The 21,631-nt window shown below is 45.6% G+C and carries 14 protein-coding genes and 1 other RNA gene; 12 read left to right on the top strand and 3 right to left on the bottom strand.

Annotation, left to right across the window (positions count from 1 at the left end):
* Nucleotides 1-35: 35 nt before the first annotated feature.
* The 9 genes from eno (at nucleotide 36) to HQN90_RS26010 (ending at nucleotide 8,721) form a co-directional block, all read left to right on the top strand.
* Complete coding sequence (gene eno / locus HQN90_RS25970; protein WP_079416373.1) at nucleotides 36-1,328, top strand: phosphopyruvate hydratase; 1,293 nt, start codon at nucleotides 36-38, stop codon at nucleotides 1,326-1,328.
* A gap of 46 nt (nucleotides 1,329-1,374) precedes the next feature.
* Nucleotides 1,375-2,085: a M50 family metallopeptidase gene (locus HQN90_RS25975; RefSeq protein WP_173224120.1), complete on the top strand. Its 711-nt coding sequence runs from the start codon at nucleotides 1,375-1,377 to the stop codon at nucleotides 2,083-2,085.
* 111 nt (nucleotides 2,086-2,196) lie between these two features.
* Complete coding sequence (gene secG / locus HQN90_RS25980) at nucleotides 2,197-2,433, top strand: preprotein translocase subunit SecG (RefSeq protein ID WP_029196004.1); 237 nt, start codon at nucleotides 2,197-2,199, stop codon at nucleotides 2,431-2,433.
* Nucleotides 2,434-2,508: 75 nt separating this feature from the next.
* Complete coding sequence (locus HQN90_RS25985; RefSeq protein WP_246362844.1) at nucleotides 2,509-3,312, top strand: alpha/beta hydrolase; 804 nt, start codon at nucleotides 2,509-2,511, stop codon at nucleotides 3,310-3,312.
* Between the two features lie 36 nt (nucleotides 3,313-3,348).
* Complete coding sequence (gene rnr / locus HQN90_RS25990) at nucleotides 3,349-6,312, top strand: ribonuclease R (protein WP_173224123.1); 2,964 nt, start codon at nucleotides 3,349-3,351, stop codon at nucleotides 6,310-6,312.
* 95 nt (nucleotides 6,313-6,407) lie between these two features.
* Complete coding sequence (gene smpB / locus HQN90_RS25995; protein ID WP_057310204.1) at nucleotides 6,408-6,890, top strand: SsrA-binding protein SmpB; 483 nt, start codon at nucleotides 6,408-6,410, stop codon at nucleotides 6,888-6,890.
* A gap of 168 nt (nucleotides 6,891-7,058) precedes the next feature.
* Nucleotides 7,059-7,423: a transfer-messenger RNA gene (ssrA, locus tag HQN90_RS26000) on the top strand.
* A gap of 95 nt (nucleotides 7,424-7,518) precedes the next feature.
* A complete protein-coding gene (locus HQN90_RS26005) occupies nucleotides 7,519-8,118 on the top strand; it encodes a hypothetical protein (protein ID WP_246362845.1) in 600 nt (199 codons plus the stop codon).
* A gap of 258 nt (nucleotides 8,119-8,376) precedes the next feature.
* Entirely contained in the window at nucleotides 8,377-8,721 is a 345-nt protein-coding gene (locus tag HQN90_RS26010) for a tyrosine-type recombinase/integrase (protein WP_173224125.1), read from the top strand.
* 169 nt (nucleotides 8,722-8,890) lie between these two features.
* Here the strand turns inward: HQN90_RS26010 and HQN90_RS26015 are convergent, their stop codons facing one another.
* The 3 genes from HQN90_RS26015 to HQN90_RS26025 form a co-directional block, all read right to left on the bottom strand.
* Entirely contained in the window at nucleotides 8,891-11,785 is a 2,895-nt protein-coding gene (locus HQN90_RS26015; RefSeq protein WP_173224127.1) for an S-layer homology domain-containing protein, read from the bottom strand.
* A gap of 858 nt (nucleotides 11,786-12,643) precedes the next feature.
* A complete protein-coding gene (locus tag HQN90_RS26020) occupies nucleotides 12,644-13,120 on the bottom strand; it encodes a hypothetical protein (RefSeq protein ID WP_173224129.1) in 477 nt (158 codons plus the stop codon).
* Between the two features lie 74 nt (nucleotides 13,121-13,194).
* On the bottom strand, nucleotides 13,195-14,448 hold the full coding sequence (locus tag HQN90_RS26025) for a C39 family peptidase (protein WP_173224131.1): 1,254 nt from the start codon (nucleotides 14,446-14,448) through the stop codon (nucleotides 13,195-13,197).
* Between the two features lie 739 nt (nucleotides 14,449-15,187).
* On the opposite strand from HQN90_RS26025, the gene HQN90_RS38375 reads away from it, so the two are divergent.
* The 3 genes from HQN90_RS38375 (at nucleotide 15,188) to HQN90_RS26040 (ending at nucleotide 21,390) form a co-directional block, all read left to right on the top strand.
* On the top strand, nucleotides 15,188-16,411 hold the full coding sequence (locus HQN90_RS38375; RefSeq protein ID WP_216855464.1) for a sensor histidine kinase: 1,224 nt from the start codon (nucleotides 15,188-15,190) through the stop codon (nucleotides 16,409-16,411).
* Nucleotides 16,412-16,414: 3 nt separating this feature from the next.
* The gene (locus HQN90_RS26035; protein WP_173224133.1) at nucleotides 16,415-17,038 is read left to right on the top strand and encodes a response regulator transcription factor; all 624 of its coding nucleotides are present in this window, start codon (nucleotides 16,415-16,417) and stop codon (nucleotides 17,036-17,038) included.
* Between the two features lie 122 nt (nucleotides 17,039-17,160).
* On the top strand, nucleotides 17,161-21,390 hold the full coding sequence (locus HQN90_RS26040) for an S-layer homology domain-containing protein (protein ID WP_173224136.1): 4,230 nt from the start codon (nucleotides 17,161-17,163) through the stop codon (nucleotides 21,388-21,390).
* The last annotated feature ends 241 nt before the right edge of the window (nucleotides 21,391-21,631 follow it).

Below are 21,631 nucleotides of genomic sequence, written 5' to 3' on the forward strand. Positions count from 1 at the left end.
AGTCACCTATTATATAAAAGGAGTGTTTTCTAACAATGACTACGATTTCTGATGTTTATGCACGCGAAGTATTGGATTCCCGCGGTAACCCAACGGTAGAGGTTGAAGTATATTTGGAGTCCGGCGGTTTCGGCCGTGCTATCGTTCCTTCAGGCGCTTCCACAGGCGCATACGAGGCTGTTGAGCTTCGTGATGGTGATAAAGGTCGTTACCTTGGTAAAGGCGTCCTGAAAGCTGTTGACAACGTCAACGAAATCATCGCTCCTGAAATCATCGGTTTAGACGCACTTGATCAAGTTGGCATCGACAACAAAATGATCGAGCTTGACGGTACTCCTAACAAAGCTAAATTAGGCGCTAACGCGATTCTTGCTGTTTCCATGGCTGTAGCTCGCGCAGCAGCAGACGCATTGGACGTTCCTTTGTACGTATACCTTGGCGGATTCAACGCCAAAACACTTCCGGTTCCAATGATGAACATCATCAACGGTGGGGCGCATGCCGACAACAACGTTGACGTTCAAGAGTTCATGGTTCTTCCGGTTGGCGCTCCAACTTTCAAAGAAGCTCTTCGCATCGGCGCTGAGATATTCCATAGCTTGAAATCCGTATTGAAAGAAAAAGGCCTTAACACAGCTGTTGGCGACGAAGGCGGATTCGCTCCTAACTTCACATCCAACGAAGAAGCCATCACAACAATCCTTACAGCGATCGAAAAAGCTGGCTACAAACCAGGTGTTGACGTATTCCTAGGTATGGACGTTGCTTCCACAGAATTCTTCAAAGATGGTAAATACCACCTTGAAGGCGAAGGCAAATCCTTCACATCCGCTGAGTGGGTTGACTTCCTTGCTGCATGGGTTGACAAATACCCAATCATCACAGTTGAAGACGGTTGTTCCGAAGACGATTGGGAAGGTTGGAAATTGCTTACTGAGAAATTGGGCAGCAAAGTTCAACTGGTTGGTGACGATCTGTTCGTTACGAACACTGAGCGTCTTTCCAGAGGTATCGAAGAAAACATCGGTAACTCCATCTTGGTAAAAGTAAACCAAATCGGTACGCTGACTGAAACTTTTGACGCGATCGAAATGGCAAAACGCGCTGGTTACACAGCGGTTATCTCGCACCGTTCCGGTGAGAGCGAAGACAGCACAATCGCTGACATCGCTGTTGCTACGAATGCTGGCCAAATCAAAACAGGTGCTCCTTCCCGTACGGATCGCGTTGCGAAATACAACCAACTTCTTCGCATCGAAGACGAGTTGTTCAACGTTGCTCAATACGCTGGCAAAAAAGCATTCTACAACTTGAGAAACTTCAAGTAGGATTAAACGTAGTAATTAATTAAATATTACCTTTGGGGGTCTGTGCATGAGCAATTGGGTGAAAACTATTCTATTTCTGGTAGGTTCCGCGCTGCTCACGCATTGGATCCCCTCTTCGTTTTTTCGCAACCTGGATACGATGGTTCACGAGTTCGGGCATGCGGTCGTTACCTTAGCGTTATCGGGCAAAGTGATGTACATTGAGCTGTATGCGGATCATAGCGGAGTCACCTACTCGTCTATATCCAAATCATGGTCAATCATTCCTGTTTCACTGGCAGGGTACATGACAGCGTCTATATTTGCCTGGTTCCTATTCTCCGCTTATGCAAAGGGCAAGCAGCGTCTAGGTTTGCAGGTGATGATTGCAATATCGGCCTTATCGTTGGTATTGTTCGTTCGCAATGGATTTGGGATCATGTTTCTAGTTGGCTTCATGGCGCTGACGATCATCGTTCTGGCGTTGACGCCAAAATGGCTGCGCGATTTTTACTACTTATTGCTGGCGTTCTTGTGCTTGGAGGAGTCAGTCTTTGGGCCTTCTTCATTGATCCTTTATGCTTGGCAAAATAGCCGCAGTGCGGGCGATGCAACCAATTTGGCGCTGCATACCGGTATACCGGCCATTGCGTGGGCGATTGGTTTCACACTGTTTGCGTTGTGGTGCGCGAAGCAGGGAGTGCAAGCTTTTTTGGGACGAAGCAAAGGGGCAAGAAGCTCAAGCCGACAGTCGTCAGCCTCGGCTTATCGGGACTAAAATGTCAGAGAAGTCGCTAGGTCCCTCCTTTATTGTATTCTGGGACGAACTGTGTTAAAATACTCATGCTAGTTGTATAAGCAAAGAATAGGCAATTGGGGTGCTAATAACATGGTAATCTTTATGAAAATTTTGTTGATCATAGCTTCAGTCGGACTAATTGCAATCGTCCTTTTACAAAAAGGTAAGAGCGCAGGCTTGTCCGGTGCCATTTCCGGTGGTGCAGAACACTTATTTGGCAAGCAAAAAGCGCGCGGTTTGGAACTATTCTTGTCCCGTTTCACGATGGGGCTTGCTGCTGCATTTTTTATCCTTTCCATTGTCGTAGCATACGTAGTGAAGGCTTAACACACATAAAACGATAACAGCAGGGGAAATCTACTCCTGCTGTTTTTTCATTTTAAACGGGTTACGTAGTAGGAGTTGTTTGTCATCGAACGTAGAGTATATAAATCAACAGAGCCTTTCTTCTGGACAGGCCGCGGAAGCAACCAAGAAATCGGCATATTGATGATTCACGGCTTCACGGGATCTCCCTCGGAATTCAGAAGAATTGGGTACGAGCTGCGAGAGGAAGGCTATACCATCCAAGCCGTAAGGCTGCCGGGACATGGCACCTCACCTGATGAAATGATACATACCGGATGGACGGATTGGTATGGGCATGTGCTGGAGAGTTATGATGAGCTTGCAGCGAAGTGCAAGAGCATTGTCGTGATGGGACATTCAATGGGGGGCTTGCTAGCCTTGAAGCTGGCTGTGGAGCGTCGTGCGGCAGGTGTCATTTCCATCGCCACACCGATCTTTCTTTCGTCCAGAAAAACGGTCCTGGCCGGTTTCTTGCAGTATTTTATCAAATACATAGCCAAGAAGCCCAAACGAGTCTCCACGTTATTAGATGAGTCATGTGCATATACCAAAACGCCGATTCGTTGTGTCGTAAGTTTGCGTAAACTACTGAAACAAGTAAAAAAAGTGCTGCCTCAAGTAAACGCTCCGGTATGGATCGGACAAGGGAGCAAAGATGGTGTAGTCCGTCATGAAAGTGCAGCGTTTCTATATGAACGAATTCGTTCGGAAGTGAAGGAGCTCCGCTATTACCCGGAATCCTCACATGGCTTGCTGCTGGATCAAGAGAGAGAGCGAGTCTACGCCGATATTGCCGCGTTTATCCTTTCCCTACAAGTGGCATACTATGGAGTAAAGGAATCGGGTACGGCGCATTAAGGGCTAGCTCAACAACAACAAGAAGGTGAAGAGAGTATGACAACAGATAAACAAATCATCAGTTTAATGCAAGAAGAGGCTTATAAGCCTATGTCCTATAAAGAGCTCGAGAAGCATTTTGGTATTGAAAGCGCGAACGAGTTTAAGGATTTTATCAAATTATTAAATCAGCTAGAGGAAAGCGGGCATATCGTTCGGGGTGGAAGTGACCGTTATGGCGTACCTGAGCGTATGAATTTAGTCAGAGGCAAGCTGCAGGCGCATGCGAAGGGCTTTGCATTCTTAATTCCAGATGATCGGGAGCACCCGGACGTCTATATCAATGCGCATGATTTGAACACAGCGATGAACGGCGATATCGTGTTCGTGAAGGTAACCTCTAGAAGCCAAGGCGGAGGCCGCATGGAAGGCGAAGTTGTGCGCGTTATTACGCGTGCCAACACGCAAATCGTCGGCGTTTTCCAAAGTCAGGATACTTATGCGTTCGTGATTGCCGATGATAAAAGGGTGTCCCGGGATATTTTCATCCCGCAGCATTCTTTTAATGGAGCGGTTACAGGGCAGAAGGTCGTAGTCAAAATTGTTAACTATCCGGAAGGCCGCTCTGCGGCTGAAGGGGAAGTCATTGAAATCTTAGGCCATAAAGACGATCCAGGCGTGGATATCCTTGCGATTGTGCGTAAATTTCAGCTCCCTGAGGCGTTTAACGAGGAAGTTCTGGCTGAAGCGGAAGCCGCACCAGATTCCATTACGGAGGAAGAGATCATTGGTCAAGGTCGTCGTGATCTTCGTTCCAAACGGATTGTAACCATTGATGGAGAAGACGCCAAGGATTTGGATGACGCGGTAAATGTCGAGATTTTGGAAAATGGCCACTATAAATTGGGTGTGCACATTGCCGATGTGAGCTATTACGTGCGTGAAGGGTCTGCACTGGATATCGAAGCGTACAATCGAGGCTGTTCGGTGTATTTGACCGATCGGGTTATTCCGATGCTGCCGCACCGTTTGTCTAACGGGATCTGTTCCTTGAATCCTAAAGTGGATCGCCTAACGATGTCTTGCGAGATGGAATTCGATGAGAACTTAAAAGTCGTTAATCATGAGATTTTTACGAGTGTTATTAAAACTAGTGAGCGAATGACATATACAAATGTACGCAAGCTTTTGACTGGTGAAGCAGAGCCTGAGCTCGTAGAGCGCTATGCTTACCTGATGGAAGACTTCAAACGCATGGAAGAGCTGGCTGCTCGTTTGCGTTCTAGACGGATGAAGCGCGGCGCGATTGATTTTGATTTTGAGGAGTCCAAAATTCTCGTCGATGCTGACGGCAAACCAACGGATATCGTGAAAAGAGAACGTTCCGTTGCAGAAATGATGATCGAAGAATTCATGCTCGCGGCGAATGAAACCGTAGCTGAGCATTTCCAATGGATGAAAGTCCCGTTCCTCTATCGTGTTCATGAAGACCCGGATTCTGAGAAATTGATGAATTTCATGGAGTTTGTGACCAATTTCGGTTACACGATCAAAGGCAAGGGCAACGCCATTCATCCTCGTGCTTTGCAGACGTTGCTGGAAGAGATCAAAGGCACGCCAGAAGAAACGGTTCTCAGCAAAATCATGCTGCGCTCGATGAAGCAGGCGCGTTATGATGCGCAGAGCTTGGGGCATTTTGGCTTGGCTGCCGAATTCTATTCCCATTTCACGTCCCCAATTCGAAGGTATCCGGATTTAATCATTCACCGTGTCATTCGTGAAGTGCTGGAGAGTGGGAATTTATCGGATGCACGTCATGAATATCTGTCTTCTCGTATGAGCGATATTGCTCAGCAATCATCCGAGCGTGAGCGCGTGGCTGTAGATGCTGAGCGTCAGACAGAGGCTTTGAAGAAAGCCCAGTATATGCTGGATAAAGTTGGCGAGGAATTCGAAGGCATCATCTCCAGTGTTACTGGCTTCGGAATGTTTGTCGAGCTGGATAACACCGTTGAAGGTTTGATTCGTTTAAGTGATTTAACCGATGATTACTACAATTTCCATGAAAGACAGTTTGCTCTCGTTGGTGAACGTACGTCCAAAATTTATCGGATCGGTGATGAAATTAAGATTCGTGTGGCTCGCGTAAATATGGAGGAGCATACGATTGATTTTGAATTGCTGGATATGAAGCCTCGCAAAGAGGGTGCGTTTAAGCGCGGCGGCGGTGGCAGCGGGAAACCGTTTAAGGGAGCTGCTGGCTTTAAGGGCTTCCGCGGTAAACCAGGCGCTGCTGCTAGTAATGGTCAGGGGAAATCAGGCAAAACAGGCAGAGATAAAGGCGGTTTCGCCGCTAAAGGCAAGGGCGGCTATGTCAATGCACAAGGGAAAAAGCGTGATGGCGCTGCTCCTGGTGGAGCCGTCGATGCGAACGCGGGGCAAGGCCGAGGCAAAAGAAGACGCGGTGACGCTGTTGATGGCTTAGCGGTCAATACGGGGCCGGCAGCAGAAGGTCAGGAACAAGGGCGTCGCAAAGGTGGAGCTGCTCGCAGGATTGAAGAGGCGGCCAAGGCTGGCGTCGAGAGCGGAGCGGGCGCAAGAGCTGGTGGCGCAGAAGGCGCTGCGGGAGCAAGAGCTAAGGGCGCGGGCGTCGAAGGCGCGGCGGGAGCAAGAGCTAAGGGCGCGGGCGTCGAAGGCGCAGCCGGGCAAGGCAAACCGCGGCGCGCGAAGGCTGGCGGCACGCCGTGGAGCGACAGCCGCGGCAAAGGGCGCGGCGGCAAGGCGCGTGGCCCTAAGCTGAGCGAAGGCGGCAGCCTGAGCCAACGGCTTGAATCTGTCGGCGCAGGGCGGACAGAGAGCGGTGTGCCCCGCGGCGAAAGCAAGCGCGGGCGCGGCGCGGTGTCGCTGGGTGGCGAAGCCCCAGCGGGCGGTAGTGATTGGGCGAGCGGTGTGAACGCGCTCGCCAAGGGCGGTCGTCGCCGGAGCGACGACGGGGACGGCAGCAAGAAGCGGCGGAGATAGTCGCCGCTTCTTGCTTTTCGATCGCGATCTTGCTACAATAGGATGCACATTGTAGCATTATTTACCTGCAGGAACATGCGGGAGGAGGATCTCACGTGGCAACCAAAAAGGCCGATGGCAAATTGCTCGCCCAGAACAAAAAGGCATCACACGACTATTTTATTGAAGATACGTATGAATGCGGTCTTGTCCTGACCGGCACGGAGATCAAATCCTTGCGAGCAGGTAAGGCTAACATAGGCGACAGCTTTTCGACCATTCGAAATGGTGAAGCTTTTGTCCACAACATGCATATCAGCCCTTTTGATCAAGGCAACCGCAGCAATCCGGAAGATCCAACACGGACGCGGAAACTCCTTTTGAAAAAAGTGCAAATCGCCAAAATACTAGGCCAAGCGAAACAAGAAGGATATACCGTCGTTCCTTTGAAAGTGTATATTCGCAATGGTTACGCGAAGCTTCTGATTGGCATCGGTAAAGGTAAGAAGCAGTATGACAAGCGGGAATCTGCAGCGAAAAAGGATGCACAGCGAGATATCCAGCGTGCGCTGCGTGAGAAACAAAAGATCGCTAGATAGCTGGGCTGATTCCAGACTGGAAGCCAGCACCTCGACTTCCATGAACCTAGCCGTTCATTTTTCTTCAGCTTGTGGTATACTAATTTAGCAGCAAAGATTTAAATGTAACCTAGTTCCAACTTGCAGCGTCTTAACCTTCGCCGTCTATGACGGATAGGAAGGCAATCCGGGGGTGTTCTTGGATTCGACGGGGATAGTTTGGGCTCGGGTTGCGGGTAGTGGGGCCGCGTCCACTATAAAACGCTAAAGCCTATTAAATGGCAAAACACAAAACAACTACGCTTTAGCAGCTTAATAACCTGTTAGCGTGCTCCTCCTCAGCATCGCCCATGTGACTGGGATAGGGGCTCAACTATAGTGGGATACGACGTTTGGTCTCCGCCTGGGGTCGGACGTAGGAAGACAATCAGGCTGACCCAACGCATAGCCGGTTACGGGGCGATGCTCGGGTGACATCAAAACTGTGACTACACCCGTAGATGCCTGTGTTGCGATATTTTCGGACAGGGGTTCGACTCCCCTCACCTCCATACAGAGAACCCGCTCACTGAGCGGGTTTTTTGCTATTTAAGGGAAGAATTGTAGACGGATCGTAGACAACAGAATTTTTCTAGGTGGATTTTAGGAAGTGGTAGTTCGTGATTCTTTTACCCTTGAAGTTAAGACTAGTGATAATCACTCACGCTATGTAGAAATTGCTGACCTATTCCGCAAATTGTTTAGAGACATAGATAAACTTGGTACATTAGAAGATATCATGGATGGCTCAGATTATTCGGTTCTTGAAGTTCCTTACTGGGCTTGGCATGAACAGCTAGATGCTGTACGTGAGCAACTGAAGTCAGATTCAGATAAGTATGCTTTGGTATGGCCATTGTTGCGAGATCAACTTCACCTCTGTCATGCACTCATCAGCCGAAACGCGTTTACGATAACACCAATACTTCCACTGGTCAACGCTTTCCCAACATTTTTTGAAGCACCTCGAAGGATATATATGTCTGCCACTATCGCAGATGATAGTGAAATTATTCGCACATTCGACGCCAACCCAGAACCACTAAAACGTGCTCTTCAGTCTCGTTCCTTGGCGGGCATTAGCGAAAGAATGACTCTTATTCCCGATTTAATGTCTTTTTCATTCAAGCAAGACCATATCGAGAAAGTAATTGATTGGGCAGCAAAAAACCAAAAACGTTGGAACTGTTGTTCTTGTATCATCGGATAAAGCGGCGGCGCGTTGGGCTAGCGTTGCTACTGTAGCAAAAGGGTCTAAAGAGGTCGAAAGCCTAGTTACTAAATTGCAGGACGGGGAAATAACAGGTCCTGTTGTTTTCTCCAACCGTTATGATGGAATTGATTTGCCAGGCGACTCTTGTCGTGTTCTAGTTATGAGCGGTTTACCATCTGGAACATTGAGAAAGTACCTAAGACGCCTAAAAGTAGAAGGTCATTACATATTGTTGACAAGGTCTATAGTATCTTAATGGCACATAAAGAGAAACAGAAAGAGTATCAAGAACTTTTAGGTGCATTGTATCATGATACCGATTATGTGTTTATTCGTGATGACGGGAAGCCATACAGAGTTAACTCTGTTTCGGAGGATTTTACTGATTTTCTTAAAAAGCATGGCTTACCAAAGATAAGACTTCATGATCTACGCCATACTTTTGCAAGCGTAATGTATGAGGCAGGGGTAGATTTAAAAGCGATATCTGAGATGATGGGTCACTCGGATATTGGGACTACTTCCAGAATATATACTCATTTCTTCGATGATACACATAAAGAAAAGTTAAGTGTTATGAGTAAGGTTTTAGCAAATTAATTAAAAAAAGGCGGAGGTGAATATCCAGAATGGATACGCTTCGCCTTTTTTTCTACAACTAACTAATTAACATTTAATACTTTTTTTCAGCCTCAGTAAGATACTTTTGCGGTTCTCAACAAAAGCGACTAACTAGTAGAACTAGACTCAATCTTTTAGGATAGAAAATTTAATTTAAGGAATCCAACAATGTTTTAATGTCTGGGTTAAGGTTCAAAGCATTAAGGATGATTTGTAGGGCTTCTGCACGGGAAGAATCCGCTTTAGGGTCAAACTCGGAAGTGTCTTTACCGCTTACTACCCCTGCTTGAGCCAATTGGTTGATAGCATCAGCGGCGTAAGAACCACTTACATCACCAAAGTTACCTTTGGAAGTGTCTTTTGTTACTGCGTTAAGGTTGATTACGCGAGACAAGATGACTACCATCTCTTCACGGGAAATCGTTTTATCAGGTTGGAAGGTACCGTCCTCGTAGCCACCAATTACCCCTGCCTTAGCGAGGGCTTCGATAGCTTGCTTAGCCCAATGGTTACCAACGTCCGATAAATCAGCATTGTTAGTACCAGTTGAGATTGCGAATACGCGAGTGATGATCGATGCGAATTCAGCGCGAGTGATTGGCGCATCTGGTTTAGCTGTACCATCTTCATAACCTTGAATGATACCAAGTTTCACGAAAGTGTCTACCGTCTTTTCAGCCCAGTGACCTTTGACGTCAGAAGGTTCTACTGTTGGAGTCGTGCTTGCTTTGTGCTCCTCGATTTGCTTCTTGATAACCTCAACTACGGATTTGTCGGCTTTAACAACAGTGCTGTTAAAGATGTCCTTAGGGGCTTCTGGCTTAGTCTCAGGCTTAGTCTCAGGCTTAGTCTCAGGTTTTGTTTCGGGTTTAGTCTCTGGAGTTGTTGTTCCGCCACCACCTGAAGAACCTCCACCGCCACCATTGTTATTGTTGTTATCGTTGTTAGTCGGAACAGGCACTACTGTCACGTTGATTACGACCGATTTACCTTCTAAGGAAGCCGTGAGTGTCGCCGTACCAACCGCTACCCCTAAGGCTTTGCCGTTGATGTAGTCAACGATTGCAGGGTCGGAGCTTTCAAGGTGAACCATAGTTGAAGCGTCAAGTGTTCGATCATCACTCATGTGAGCAACTACCCCTAAGGAAGCTTGAGCGCCTACTTCGACAGTTACCGTTTCGTTAGCCGTCAAGGAATTTACTGTCGGTACGTAAGGAGCTACCGTTACATTTATCGTAGCTGAGTGACCGTTATAAGTCGCTGTTACGACAGTTGTACCGTAAGCTACTGCTGAGATGTGCCCGTTAATTACCGTTGCAATATCCTCATCATCACTTTCCCAATCGATATCTTCTACATCGACATTTTGCGAAGAATTATCGGAATAACGTGCGACAGCCGTGATATCAACATACCCACCAATATCATTGAGTGTAGTTTCTCTCGAAAGTTCAAGAGACATGAGTGTAGGTTGCTGTTGAGCTACCGTTACGGTTACAGGAACAGTTGTCGATTGACCACCGTAAGTTACCGTAAGAACTGTAGAACCTAATTCGCCGCCCGTGATTACCCCATCTTCTACAGAAGCTACATCCTCATCCTCAATTTCCCAAAACGCATCAGCGAGAGCGATGGTTTGAGTGGATTGGTCTGAATATGTTGCGACCAAAACCGCAGTCTTTGTAGCACCTGTTACTACTGTGATCGGGTTCGGAGTTACCGTTAATGCAGTCACTGTAGGACCTTGTTGCTGTGCGTTTACCACGTCCACAGGAAATGTAGCGGTGAAACCATTACTAGTCGCCGTAATAATTGCATGTCCATTCACTACCCCTGATACTAGACCGTTTGAGTCTACCGTTGCTACTGACTGGTTAGAAGAACTCCATGTCGTAGTTTGGTTGACAGGAATTGAAGGTCCAACAGTCATTAGCAAAAAGGCTTGCGCTTGACGAGATTGTCCGACTTCAAGGTCAGTATCTAAGAAAGACACTTGTAGCTCAGTCGGTACTGGCATCATGTTCGGAAGAACATTGATTGTTAACGGTGCCGTTTGCCCGTTATACGAGAAGGTTGCTGTAGTGGTGCCCACCACACCCGTGCTTATAATACCTTGTCCGTTAATTGTAGCAATACCTATAATCGAATAAGCCCAAGTACCAAGAGCTGTTACATCTTGTGTTGAACTATCAGAGAAATGCGCCGTAGCAAGAACTGGCGCAGTTGGTAGTCCTTGAATTGCTGTGATAGACGGTTGGCTTAACGTTACACTCGTAAGAGTCGGAGCCGCATTTTGACCTTGATAGTCAGTCAGCGAGAAGAATGTGCTTGCATTTGCGCCACCGATAAGGATGTGTGCAGTTGCACCAGTTGCAAATGACGTCAAAGTAAATTGACTTGGGGAAGTTAATGAAGCTACAACAGTAACATTTGCAGTCGCCATAGCCGAGTTGAATGCCGATACAACAGCACCCATATCGACTAAATTCGTGTTGAGCGTAATTGTTGCCACATGTAGACCGTCACTGATTGAAACCACTTTGGTGTTATCTGTAAGGTAATCACCTGTTGCAGATGTAATAGTGAAGAAACGAGAAGCATCTGCTCCGCCTACGTTAAAGGATGCAATGCTACCAGTAGCATTAGAGACGAACCTGAATACTGCTGAATCAGCTATTTCAGCATGGATACCTGCACTTGTCATCATTAACTGGATATTGATAGACGCTACTAAATCATCTATGAATTGATAGTCTTGATCTAGAATGATTACACCCGAGCCACCTGAACCATTTGTTACGGTTAAAGTTGCATTTTCGTCTTCGTAATTCAGAGAAATTTCCTTACTTTGGAGTACAGCCGCTAATGGAGTTGTCTTGGTGAAATTGAAATCCGTAATGGACTTACTAGTCGCTGTTGCAGGTTGAGCTGTGGCTACAGTTGCAGTTGCGAGTGGCACAGCTACTGCTCCAAATGCGGAGAATACCAAGGATGATGCGATGATGCCCGAAATTAACTTTTTAGACGCTTTGTTACCTAACATGATGTTACTACCTCCTGATGGTAGAATTTATTTTACACACTTTAACAGTCTGTAATATAAATTTTACCACAAGTATTGTTCATATGTCATAAATACTCGAAATGTGTCGTAAACTAGTTGAAGTTTGGATCGCGAAATAGTTGATATTAAAATAAATAATCTATAACAAATGGAGGACTTTGCTTTGTTTGCTGTCCATGCTCGTAGACCAGCGTAGACCAAAGCTATAAAGCCTAGTAATACATTGTAAGCACAGCTAATGCGAGATAAGCTATTGAACTTGGACAATGTCTTACACCACGGGGCTTCAGGGGACTTAGTAAGAAATATAGGGAAAAAGGAGACGATTGTTCGACTCCCCTCACCTCCATACAAAAACAAAAGACACCTGAGAGGGTGGTGTCTTTTGTTTTTATGGTTGTGTGAGCAGGGAGTTGAACCCCTTTATGGTTCGCCCGCACGGACCGTAGCGTGAGCGGAGGGAGCACGGCATTGAAATGATCCGCTAGGGTTGTCATCGGGGAATTGGTTTCGTGAGCAGGTTAGATAAGACATTTCAATACTCCCCTTACCTCCATTTTGAAACCCGCTCTGGAGCGGGTTTTTTCAATGTTACAAGGTTAGGAGCACATGCAATAATTGATGACGGCATTCTAACTCTTGATAATACTCAGGTAGCTGGAATTTCTGCAAAGTGTGAAAATATCTTTATTCAGCAACGAATAGGATGCTCGCCAAAGCTCTGGGGCATTTCCCTTTTTCAAGCATCAATAGCCTACTTGCTTGATGTCCACCATCTCATAATTCCTAACTCTAAGGGACCTCAAGATCAAGACTGCTTTACCCCGTCTACCCTTATTAACTAGGCTTATTCTTAATTTGATCTCCTTTAAGAGTAAAATACAAATACTCTCCATTGTTTCCGTCGATGGGCAAGGTCCAATAAACAAGCTTTTCTTTAGTTACTTCCAATGAAAGATTATTATCAACAAAATCAGTTTCTTTATTGGTATAGCTTTTTGCTTTATTTAGCATTTCAGCATATGATAAATTTCCGTTTGCTTTCACATCCAATTCAATGCTTTCAATTGTTCCGTCCTCATAAACAACAATAATCACTTCTTTTTCAGTAATCTTATGTTTTGCTAAGGCCAACCAGGGTCTCTCATTGTGAGGGTAATTCATGCTATATCTTATTTTAATTGGGTCTAAATTCATTTCTGCTAGTACTTCTTTCACTTTATCAGCTGTAATTGCCTTTTTTGAATCAAATATATACAATCCCCCTAATATAATAAGTAGGCTTATTGTGCCTATAATCCATCTTTTTTTCATTATCAACACCCCTAGATGTAAGATTAGGTGTTGCATAATCTGTTTTAGATAATGCAACACCTATTTAAACATCGCTATGGCGTGAATGTAGTTAATACATTAGTATTCCATGTTCCCCACTTAATCCACACGTTGAAAGTACTATCGTTTATAAAATTATTTCGAGCTACAACATAATAAGAATCTTGAGTGTAAAAATTCCTTACGTAGTGTTTATAGCCAACTAGTGTTACAGTGTGGTCTCCAAAATAAGTTTGATTCCAATAACTTTGTAGAGCAGGGCGTTGTGCGTCAATTTCTGTTTTTACTGCAGAGAAATTTGATAAATTATCATTTGTTGAAACCGCATTTGGTCGTTGATGTGCTCTTGCATACGCCTGAAGACCATCATCTATATTTGAAGGTGAAGTCACCCCTGTCCCATTTGAACTTTGGGTTGTTCCCATTGTTGCTCTTAAGTCAGTCACCACTTGCGTTTGAAATACAGGGACCAAACTAGAGTAGCCCTTGTCTGACCAATATTTCATGATATTAGAACCAGCTGTTGGAGAACAACCCGTCGCCTGTTGTACGCCACCAGTTGTCGTGTAATACCATTGTTTTTGATTTACATTAGTATCAATGTAATTCCTATCAATACTAAGATAGTTTGTTTCCCAGCCATTTGGATCAATGTCGGATACACCATCAGATGGATTTGTTTGTCCAGGTGAACCTACGACTATTTGGTCAAAAATTTTCCGTGATTTCCTATAATTTTCGTTTGCTTTTATTGGCTTAGGATATTTTTCGTCCTTCTCATCTATTGTTTTTGTTTTATTTTCTTTTAACTCGTTGCCTTCAACATTAATCATACTTACTGAATTATCATTGTAAACAAACTTTCCACCTATATCGACACCGCCATACCATACAAGTTCTTGCTTTTTAACTTCATTATTATTTTTGGACAGTGCACTTACCATAACATATCCAGCAGGACGATCACCTTTAAAGGAATTCACCAGATAAGCGACATGTTTCCCAGATGGATCATATACTTCAATGGGTTTGGCTACTCTAAGTCTACTTTCTTTTCCCCAAGCACTGATATTACTTCCATCTCTGGTTTCAGATATCATTTGCCAAGCTGCTGCCTTCATTGCTGCTTCAGGGCTTACTTTTTCTGGAATATAGCTATTTCCAATTTCAGATGCAAAGACAGGTATTGATGAAAATACACTTGAGAGTGAAAACGCTAATACTAATATTAATGGAATTGAAAGAATGAGAATAGCATAGATTCTACCATTCTTGAGCACGGGGTAGGGTATCGAGAGAACGGTCATATTCTATCCATTGAAGAGGTGGGGCCATGATTGTACCGAGCTGAAGTTGAGGGGAATGAGCTTTACGATGTAGAGGTTCATCTTGGCTCCCGCGATGGAGTGGTATATACAGCGTGCGTCTGACTGGAAAATAATTAGAGTGGAAATCGGCGTGTAAATTCCTTATATACCCAGTTACTTATAGAAGAGAAAGAGACACAGAGATTGCTGAGTTATGTCCAAAGGTATAAACGTTATGTAGTGGGTAGTGGACTACTATATGCATCTGGTAGGTGAGCATGAAGAAGAAGTTTTTGGATTGTTTGTCCAACACATTATGGAGGAAGCAACTCGAGCAACAAATCGAAAAGAGTATCAGAAGGTGTGTCAAATTATCCGTCAACTGATCGAAGCCAATGGATCTGCTCATGCGGAAAAGTTAATACAATAGTTTCGACTTGTTCATCCGAATAGACCTGCTTTCATGGATGAACTGCGAAAGATTAAGTTATGAAATTATCAAGAATGAAGGAAGAAGTGCGATATTCAATAAGTAATTTTTTTGGCTTCTTGATAACTGCTTGATTTTGTTCACTCTGACATGATAATTAAAGTTCCTTCGAAGGCTGGAAGCACCCAAAAGGGTGCTTTTTTTATTTCCAACATGCGCGGCTACTTATTCAGAAAAAATAATCGAAATTACATAGAATGATGATAAAATAACGAGTATCAGCTCTTCAATGAAAAAGGTGATAGAATTATGAACACAATCAAGGATTTTTCGCTGCAACTAGCGCTAATAACAACGGCAATATTCACTTTTCAAATATTTATTGCGGGGAGACTTGAGAGAAATAATTACGTAAATATCATTCTATCTGTATTATTGGGACTATCTATTTTATTATGTATGTCCTTTCCTACATATATTAGCTCCAATGTCCGTTTGGATATTAGAATTGTTCCCTTGCTTTTAGGTACGTTATATGGCGGCCTGCGAACAGGTTTATTCTTGTCCGCAATTATTATTCTTTATCGATTTTATCTTGGGATTGATTTGGGATTGTATTCGACAATTCTGACCCTTTTAATCAGCATGCCGGTTATCGTGTTTTTTCAAAAGAATTTCACTAAAGCAAAGAAGAGAAAGCGGATAAACATAGCGGTGATCCTTTGCATCTACTATTGTCTTGTTGGAATCGCAGTCGTATCTGTTTTGAAAGGTATTTCATTTAATGTTCTTCAGGTACAGTTCATTTATATCCTGATTACCACGGTGACTGTGTTTCTCTTCACTTCTTTAAATGAAACGATCAATGAAGTGCTTAGGAAGAACCAACAGTTGCAAGCAGATGTCAAGGAGGCGGAAATCGCCTTTTTGCGTTCTCAGATCAAACCTCATTTCCTGTACAATGCCCTGAGTTCTATTGCCGCATTGTGCATCGACGAACCCCATAAGGCGGGAGCATTGACGATAGATCTTTCGCAATATTTGAGAAGCAGCTTTGACTTTAAACAACTGGACTCACTAACAACGATTGAAAAGGAATTAGAGTTATTAAATGCATATATCAACATTGAAAAGACGAGATTTGGGACTAGATTGGTTGTGGAGTACGATGTGGACGCCACGCTGCTGGATATCCGAATTCCCCCGCTGATTCTGCAGCCGTTGGTGGAAAATGCCATCAGACATGGCCTGATGTCCAGTCTAAGGGGAGGGACCGTGCAAATATCGGTCAATCAGAAAGAGGACGCTGTTGTCAGCTTTGCCGTAGTTGACAATGGATACGGGATGAGTGAACAAAAACGGGAGGAAATACTTAAACCAGGTATGAACAAGAAAGGTGTAGGGCTGGGGAACATTAATCAGCGCCTCAAGCTTCTTTATGGAACTTGTATTTGTATTGAAAGCGCAGAAGGAAAAGGCACGCGAGTGTTCTTCAATATTCCCGTACAACCAGTCAAGCAGATTGGAGATTGAAGCATGTTGAGAGCCATTATCGTAGATGATGAAGAATTACCGATGAAACTTTTGAAGAAGCTGATATCCGATAGCGGCGAGATTGAAATATGCCACACGTTTCTGAACCCGCATCAGGCTTATGAATTTGTGAAGGCTAATCCGATACATATTGCATTTCTGGATATTTCTATGCCGGAGATGGACGGTTTGCAGCTTTCCAATCTGCTTTTGGAAACCGATGCCTCCATCGATGTGGTCTTTGTAACCGCCTATGACGATTATGCGGTTCAGGCCTTCGATATGAGCGCTTTGGATTATCTAATGAAGCCTGTGTCCGCCCCGCGATTGGCAAAAACGTTGGACAAGATCTTAAAAAGACAGCGGAGCGCGGCTGTCAAGCCTTACACGCAGGTTCTGCCTGAACTGGTGTATGCGGAACAATCACTTAAAGAAAACCTAACTGAGCAGGAGACGAAGGTGTTACGGCTGCTCGCAGAAGGCTTGTCGAACAGGGAGATAGCCTCGCTCCTGAACATCACAGGAGATACTGTCAAGTTTCACATAAAGAATGTGTATAAGAAGCTTAAAGTCAACAATCGAGTACAAGCGCTGCAGCGTGCCAAAGAAGTAAGAATACTCTATTAATATCACCTATATGACGCGTTAAAAGACTACCCGATTGGGTAGTTATTTTTTTGAGAACATAGCGTTATAGTGGGGAAGATCGACAAAAGTTGACAAGAAGGAATGGGAGAGGCGTGCAACCTATGAGAAGAGTAAACATTAAGAAGAGACTAATCGCAGTGCTGATGAGCTTCGTACTACTTGTCCTTCCGATGATACAGAGTGTTCTGGGAGGGGGAAAGGCCTATGCCGCAGGAACCCTAGTTTGGTCTGACATCACCGGATCGGGAGGATTTAATACACCGCAAGGTATGACCTTAGGCAGTGACGGTACGGTGTATGTGGCGGATACGCTTAATCAACAAATAAAAAAACTGCCGAACGGGAGCAGCGATTGGGAGAACATCACTGGATCGGAAGGATTTAACAGTCCGGTTGGTGTGGCAGTAGGCAGTGACGGCACGGTGTATGTGACGGATACTAGTAATCATAAAATTAAAAAACTGCCAAGCGGAAGGAGCGACTGGGAGGACATCACCAGCTCGGGAGGATTTAAGTATCCGCAAGGTGTGGCTATTGGCAGTGACGGCACAGTGTATGTGGCGGATACTTCTAATAACAAAATTAAAAAACTGCCGAGTGGGGGTAGCACATGGTCTGACATCACTGGATCGGGAGGATTTAATAATCCGCATGGCATGGCCATAGGCGGTGATGGTGCCTTGTATGTGGCGGATACGAATAATCATCAAATTAAAAAACTAACGAGCGGAGGTAGCGCTTGGTCTAATATCACCGGATCGGGAGGATTTAAATATCCCTATGATGTGGCCATAGGCAGTGACGGCACGGTGTATGTGGCGGATTATATGAATCATCAAATTAAAAAACTGCGGAGTGGAGAGAGCACTTGGGAGAACATCACCGGTTCAGCAGAATTTATGTATCCGCAAGGTGTGGCCATAGGCAGTGACGGCACAGTGTATGTGGCGGATAGTGGTACTCACCAAATTACAAAGGGGTCAAGCGCCTATACAGTAAGTTTTAACAATGACGGTGGTTCACCGGAAGCAACCGATCAGACTGTAATTAAAAATCATTATGCTGTAGAGCCGGAGGCAGAGACCAAGACAGGCTACACGTTCGGAGGATGGTATGGCTCCAGTAATTTTAGTGGCGCACCATTCGATTTTGCAACAACTGCTATTACAATGGATCAGATGTTATATGCGAAGTGGATGAGCCAAGTGAAAGCCATTACAGCATTTAGTTTCGAGGGATTGAGCCCGATGGTAACGGGAACGGTTGACGAAACGGACAAGACCATTGCATTGACCGTGCCTTATGGAACAGATGTAACGGCGCTTATCCCAACGTTCGCAACAACGGGAGTTAGTGTGAATGTGGGAAGCACTGCACAAGTGAGCGGAACAACCCCGCAGAATTTCACAAGCGCAATAACGTATACAGTTGTGGCGGAAGACGGCACGACACAAGACTACACCGTCATGGTAACGGTAGCGGCAAATACAGCGCCGACGGCGTCATCTGTGACCATTGCAGAAATGGCGCAAGTAGGCGTGCAACTGACTGGCACGTATACATTCACTGACGCAGATGATGAAGATAGGGAAGGAACGTCCACATACAGATGGCTAAGCAGTTCAGACGGGACAACGTATATCCCAATTGCAGGCGCAACAAGCACAACATATACACCGGTAGCCGGCGACCAAGGAAACACGATTAAGTTTGAAGTAACGCCAAAGGACAACCATGGATTGGCTGGAACGCCAGTAGTAAGCGCAGCAACAGCAGCAGTAGCACCAGCAAGTACGAACATCACAGCATTTGATGCAATTGGCAATGTTGCGGCAGGCACAGCAGGCGCAGCAACCTATGCAAATGCAGAAGCCGTATCCGCAACGTTATTAGCAAGCCATGCTACTGTAACAGCAAACGGCGGAACAATCACCGTGCCTGTAACCGCATGGGTAGATACAGATAACTACAACCCATCAGTAGCAGGCAGTTATACATTCACGGCAATATTAGGTAGCTTGCCAGCGTATACAACAAACACTGGCGGCTTAACGGCGACAGTCGAAGTTGTTGTAGCGCCAGCAGTTATAAACATCACAGGATTTGATGAAATTGGCAATGTAACGGCAGGCACAGCAGGTGCAGCGACCTATGCAAATGCAGGAGCCGTATCCGCAGCGTTATTAGCAAGCCATGCTGCTGTAACAGCAAATGGCGGAACAATCGCCGTGCCTGTAACCGCATGGGTAGATACAAATAACTACAGCCCATCAGTAGCAGGCAGTTATACATTCACAGCCGTATTAGGCAGCTTGCCAGCGAATACAACAAACACTGGCGGCTTAACGGCGACAGTCTTAGTTATTGTAGCGCCAGCAGTTATAAACATCACAGCATTTGATGCAATTGGCAATGTAACGGCAGGCACAGCAGGCGCAGCAACCTATGCAAATGCAGAAGCCGTATCCGCAGCGTTAATAGCAAGCCATGCCACTGTAACAGCAAATGGCGGAACCATCACTGTGCCCGTAACATCATGGGTAAATACAGACAACTACAACCCGGCAGTAGCAGGCAGCTATACATTCACAGCCGTATTAGGCAGCTTGCCAGCGAATACAACAAACACTGGCGGCTTAACGACGACAGTCGAAGTTGTTGTAGGTCCAGCAACGCCAGTAGGTACAAACATCACAGTGTTTGATGCACTTGGAAATGTAGCTGCAGGCACCGTAGGCGCAGCAACCTATGCAAATGCAGAAGCTGTATCCGCAGCGTTAATAGCAAGCCATGCCACTGTAACAGCAAATGGCGGAACCATCACTGTGCCCGTAATATCATGGGTAAATACAGACAACTACAACCCGGCAGTAGCAGGCAGCTATACATTCACAGCAGTATTAGGCAGCTTGCCAGCGAATACAACAAACACTGGCGGCTTAACGGCGACAGTCTTAGTTGTCGTAGCGCCAGCAACGCCAGTAGGAACAAACATCACAGTGTTTGATGCAATTGGCCATGTAGCGGCAGGCACAGTAGGAGCAGCAACCTATGCAAATGCAGAAGCTGTATCCGCAGCGTTAATAGCAAGCCATGCCACTGTAACAGCAAATGGCGGAACAATCACCGTGCCTGTAACGGCATGGGTAAATACAGACAATTACAACCCGGCAGCAGCAGGCAGCTATACATTCACAGCAACGTTAGGCAGCTTGCCAGCGAATACAACCAACACGGGCAGTTTAACGGCGACAGTTGAAGTTGTCGTAGCAGCACCATCAGGCGGAAGTGGAAGTGGAAGTGGAAGTGGCGGTGGTACGGCGGCATCGCCAACAAGCGACACCCCAGTAACCTCGACGGATGGCACATTAACGCTTCCTGTAGGCAAGACAGGCAAGGTTAGTCTGGGGGATGCCATCACGATCTCGATTCCGGCCGATGCTATAAGCAAAGAGCTGAAATTAACGATAGATAAATTGTTGAATATTCAAAACCTTGTAAAGGATAAAGACGTTCTAGCCAGCCCCGTCTTTGAAATTCTGAAAAATTTCTCAGAGAACTTTAGTAAATCGGTCACCCTGACGTTTGCTTTCGATCCATCCAAATTAAGGGGCAATCAAACCGTAGCCGTATTCTTTTTTGACGAAACGAAGAAGGAATGGGTGAAAGTTCCAGGCGGTGCTGTTAACGATGGTCATATCACCGTAGAAGTGAATCACTTTACGAAATATGCGGTATTCGTTGTAGGTCAAGGGGCAACTGACCCAACACCAGACACGAAGCAGCCGGCGATAACGTTAAGCGACATCTCTGGGCACTGGGCCGAGGCCAACATCAAGCAAGCGATAAGCAGAGGGATTGTCAGCGGTTACCCAGATGGCACGTTCAAGCCTGGGAAAACCGTGACGCGCGCAGAATTCGCGGTCATGCTGATGAGTACGTTGAAGCTGCAAGGTGAAGGGGCGGAGCTGACTTTTACAGATTCAGCGCAGATCGGAGCATGGGCCAAAAAAGCGGTGGCTCAAGCAGTGCAAGCGGGCATTATTAATGGCTACGAGGACGGCAGCTTCCGTCCAGATGCAGTCATTACACGCGCAGAGATAGCAGCGATGATTACGGCTGCGCTAGGTAAGTCTAGCCAAGCGAACGCTGCAACCGGCTTCGCGGACGACAAGGACATTCCGGCGTGGGCGAAAGCAAGTGTTGCTTACGTGAAGCAAGCAGGCATTGTGCAAGGGAAAGGTGATAACCAATTCGCCCCTCTAGACAATGCGACGCGAGCAGAGGCTGTGACGGTGCTGCTCAATATGTTGGCGCAGAAGAGCAAGTAATGCAAGGTATTTGAACATAATTCAAAAAAGCAGTCCCTTATCAAATGGGGGCTGCTTTTTTTTGCTCGAATCATCAAATCAAGTTAATTCGTTGGATGTGTGGAAGACCTTGATGGAACGGTGGTACGTATGTTGAGTGAAAAAGAAGAAGTACTGAAAGGCGGGAATGTCAACAAGATTATACTTGCACCGGAAAGCGGAACATCCAAAAGCCTGTCCGAAGCCGTTGCAAGGAATCAAT

The sequence above is a fragment of the Paenibacillus alba genome (genome assembly GCF_013204855.1).
Taxonomy (GTDB): Bacteria; Bacillota; Bacilli; order Paenibacillales; family NBRC-103111; genus Paenibacillus_E; species Paenibacillus_E alba.

Excerpts from the sequence above, each read along its gene's own strand:
- HQN90_RS26035 (WP_173224133.1), top strand. The coding sequence starts at position 16,415 with ATGTTGAGAGCCATTATCGTAGATGATGAAGAATTACCGATGAAACTT.
- secG (WP_029196004.1), top strand. The coding sequence starts at position 2,197 with ATGGTAATCTTTATGAAAATTTTGTTGATCATAGCTTCAGTCGGACTA.
- HQN90_RS26025 (WP_173224131.1), bottom strand. The coding sequence starts at position 14,448 with ATGACCGTTCTCTCGATACCCTACCCCGTGCTCAAGAATGGTAGAATC.
- rnr (WP_173224123.1), top strand. The coding sequence starts at position 3,349 with ATGACAACAGATAAACAAATCATCAGTTTAATGCAAGAAGAGGCTTAT.
- HQN90_RS26020 (WP_173224129.1), bottom strand. The coding sequence starts at position 13,120 with ATGAAAAAAAGATGGATTATAGGCACAATAAGCCTACTTATTATATTA.
- eno (WP_079416373.1), top strand. The coding sequence starts at position 36 with ATGACTACGATTTCTGATGTTTATGCACGCGAAGTATTGGATTCCCGC.
- HQN90_RS26010 (WP_173224125.1), top strand. The coding sequence starts at position 8,377 with ATGGCACATAAAGAGAAACAGAAAGAGTATCAAGAACTTTTAGGTGCA.
- HQN90_RS38375 (WP_216855464.1), top strand. The coding sequence starts at position 15,188 with ATGAACACAATCAAGGATTTTTCGCTGCAACTAGCGCTAATAACAACG.
- HQN90_RS26015 (WP_173224127.1), bottom strand. The coding sequence starts at position 11,785 with ATGTTAGGTAACAAAGCGTCTAAAAAGTTAATTTCGGGCATCATCGCA.
- HQN90_RS25975 (WP_173224120.1), top strand. The coding sequence starts at position 1,375 with ATGAGCAATTGGGTGAAAACTATTCTATTTCTGGTAGGTTCCGCGCTG.
- HQN90_RS26040 (WP_173224136.1), top strand. The coding sequence starts at position 17,161 with ATGAGAAGAGTAAACATTAAGAAGAGACTAATCGCAGTGCTGATGAGC.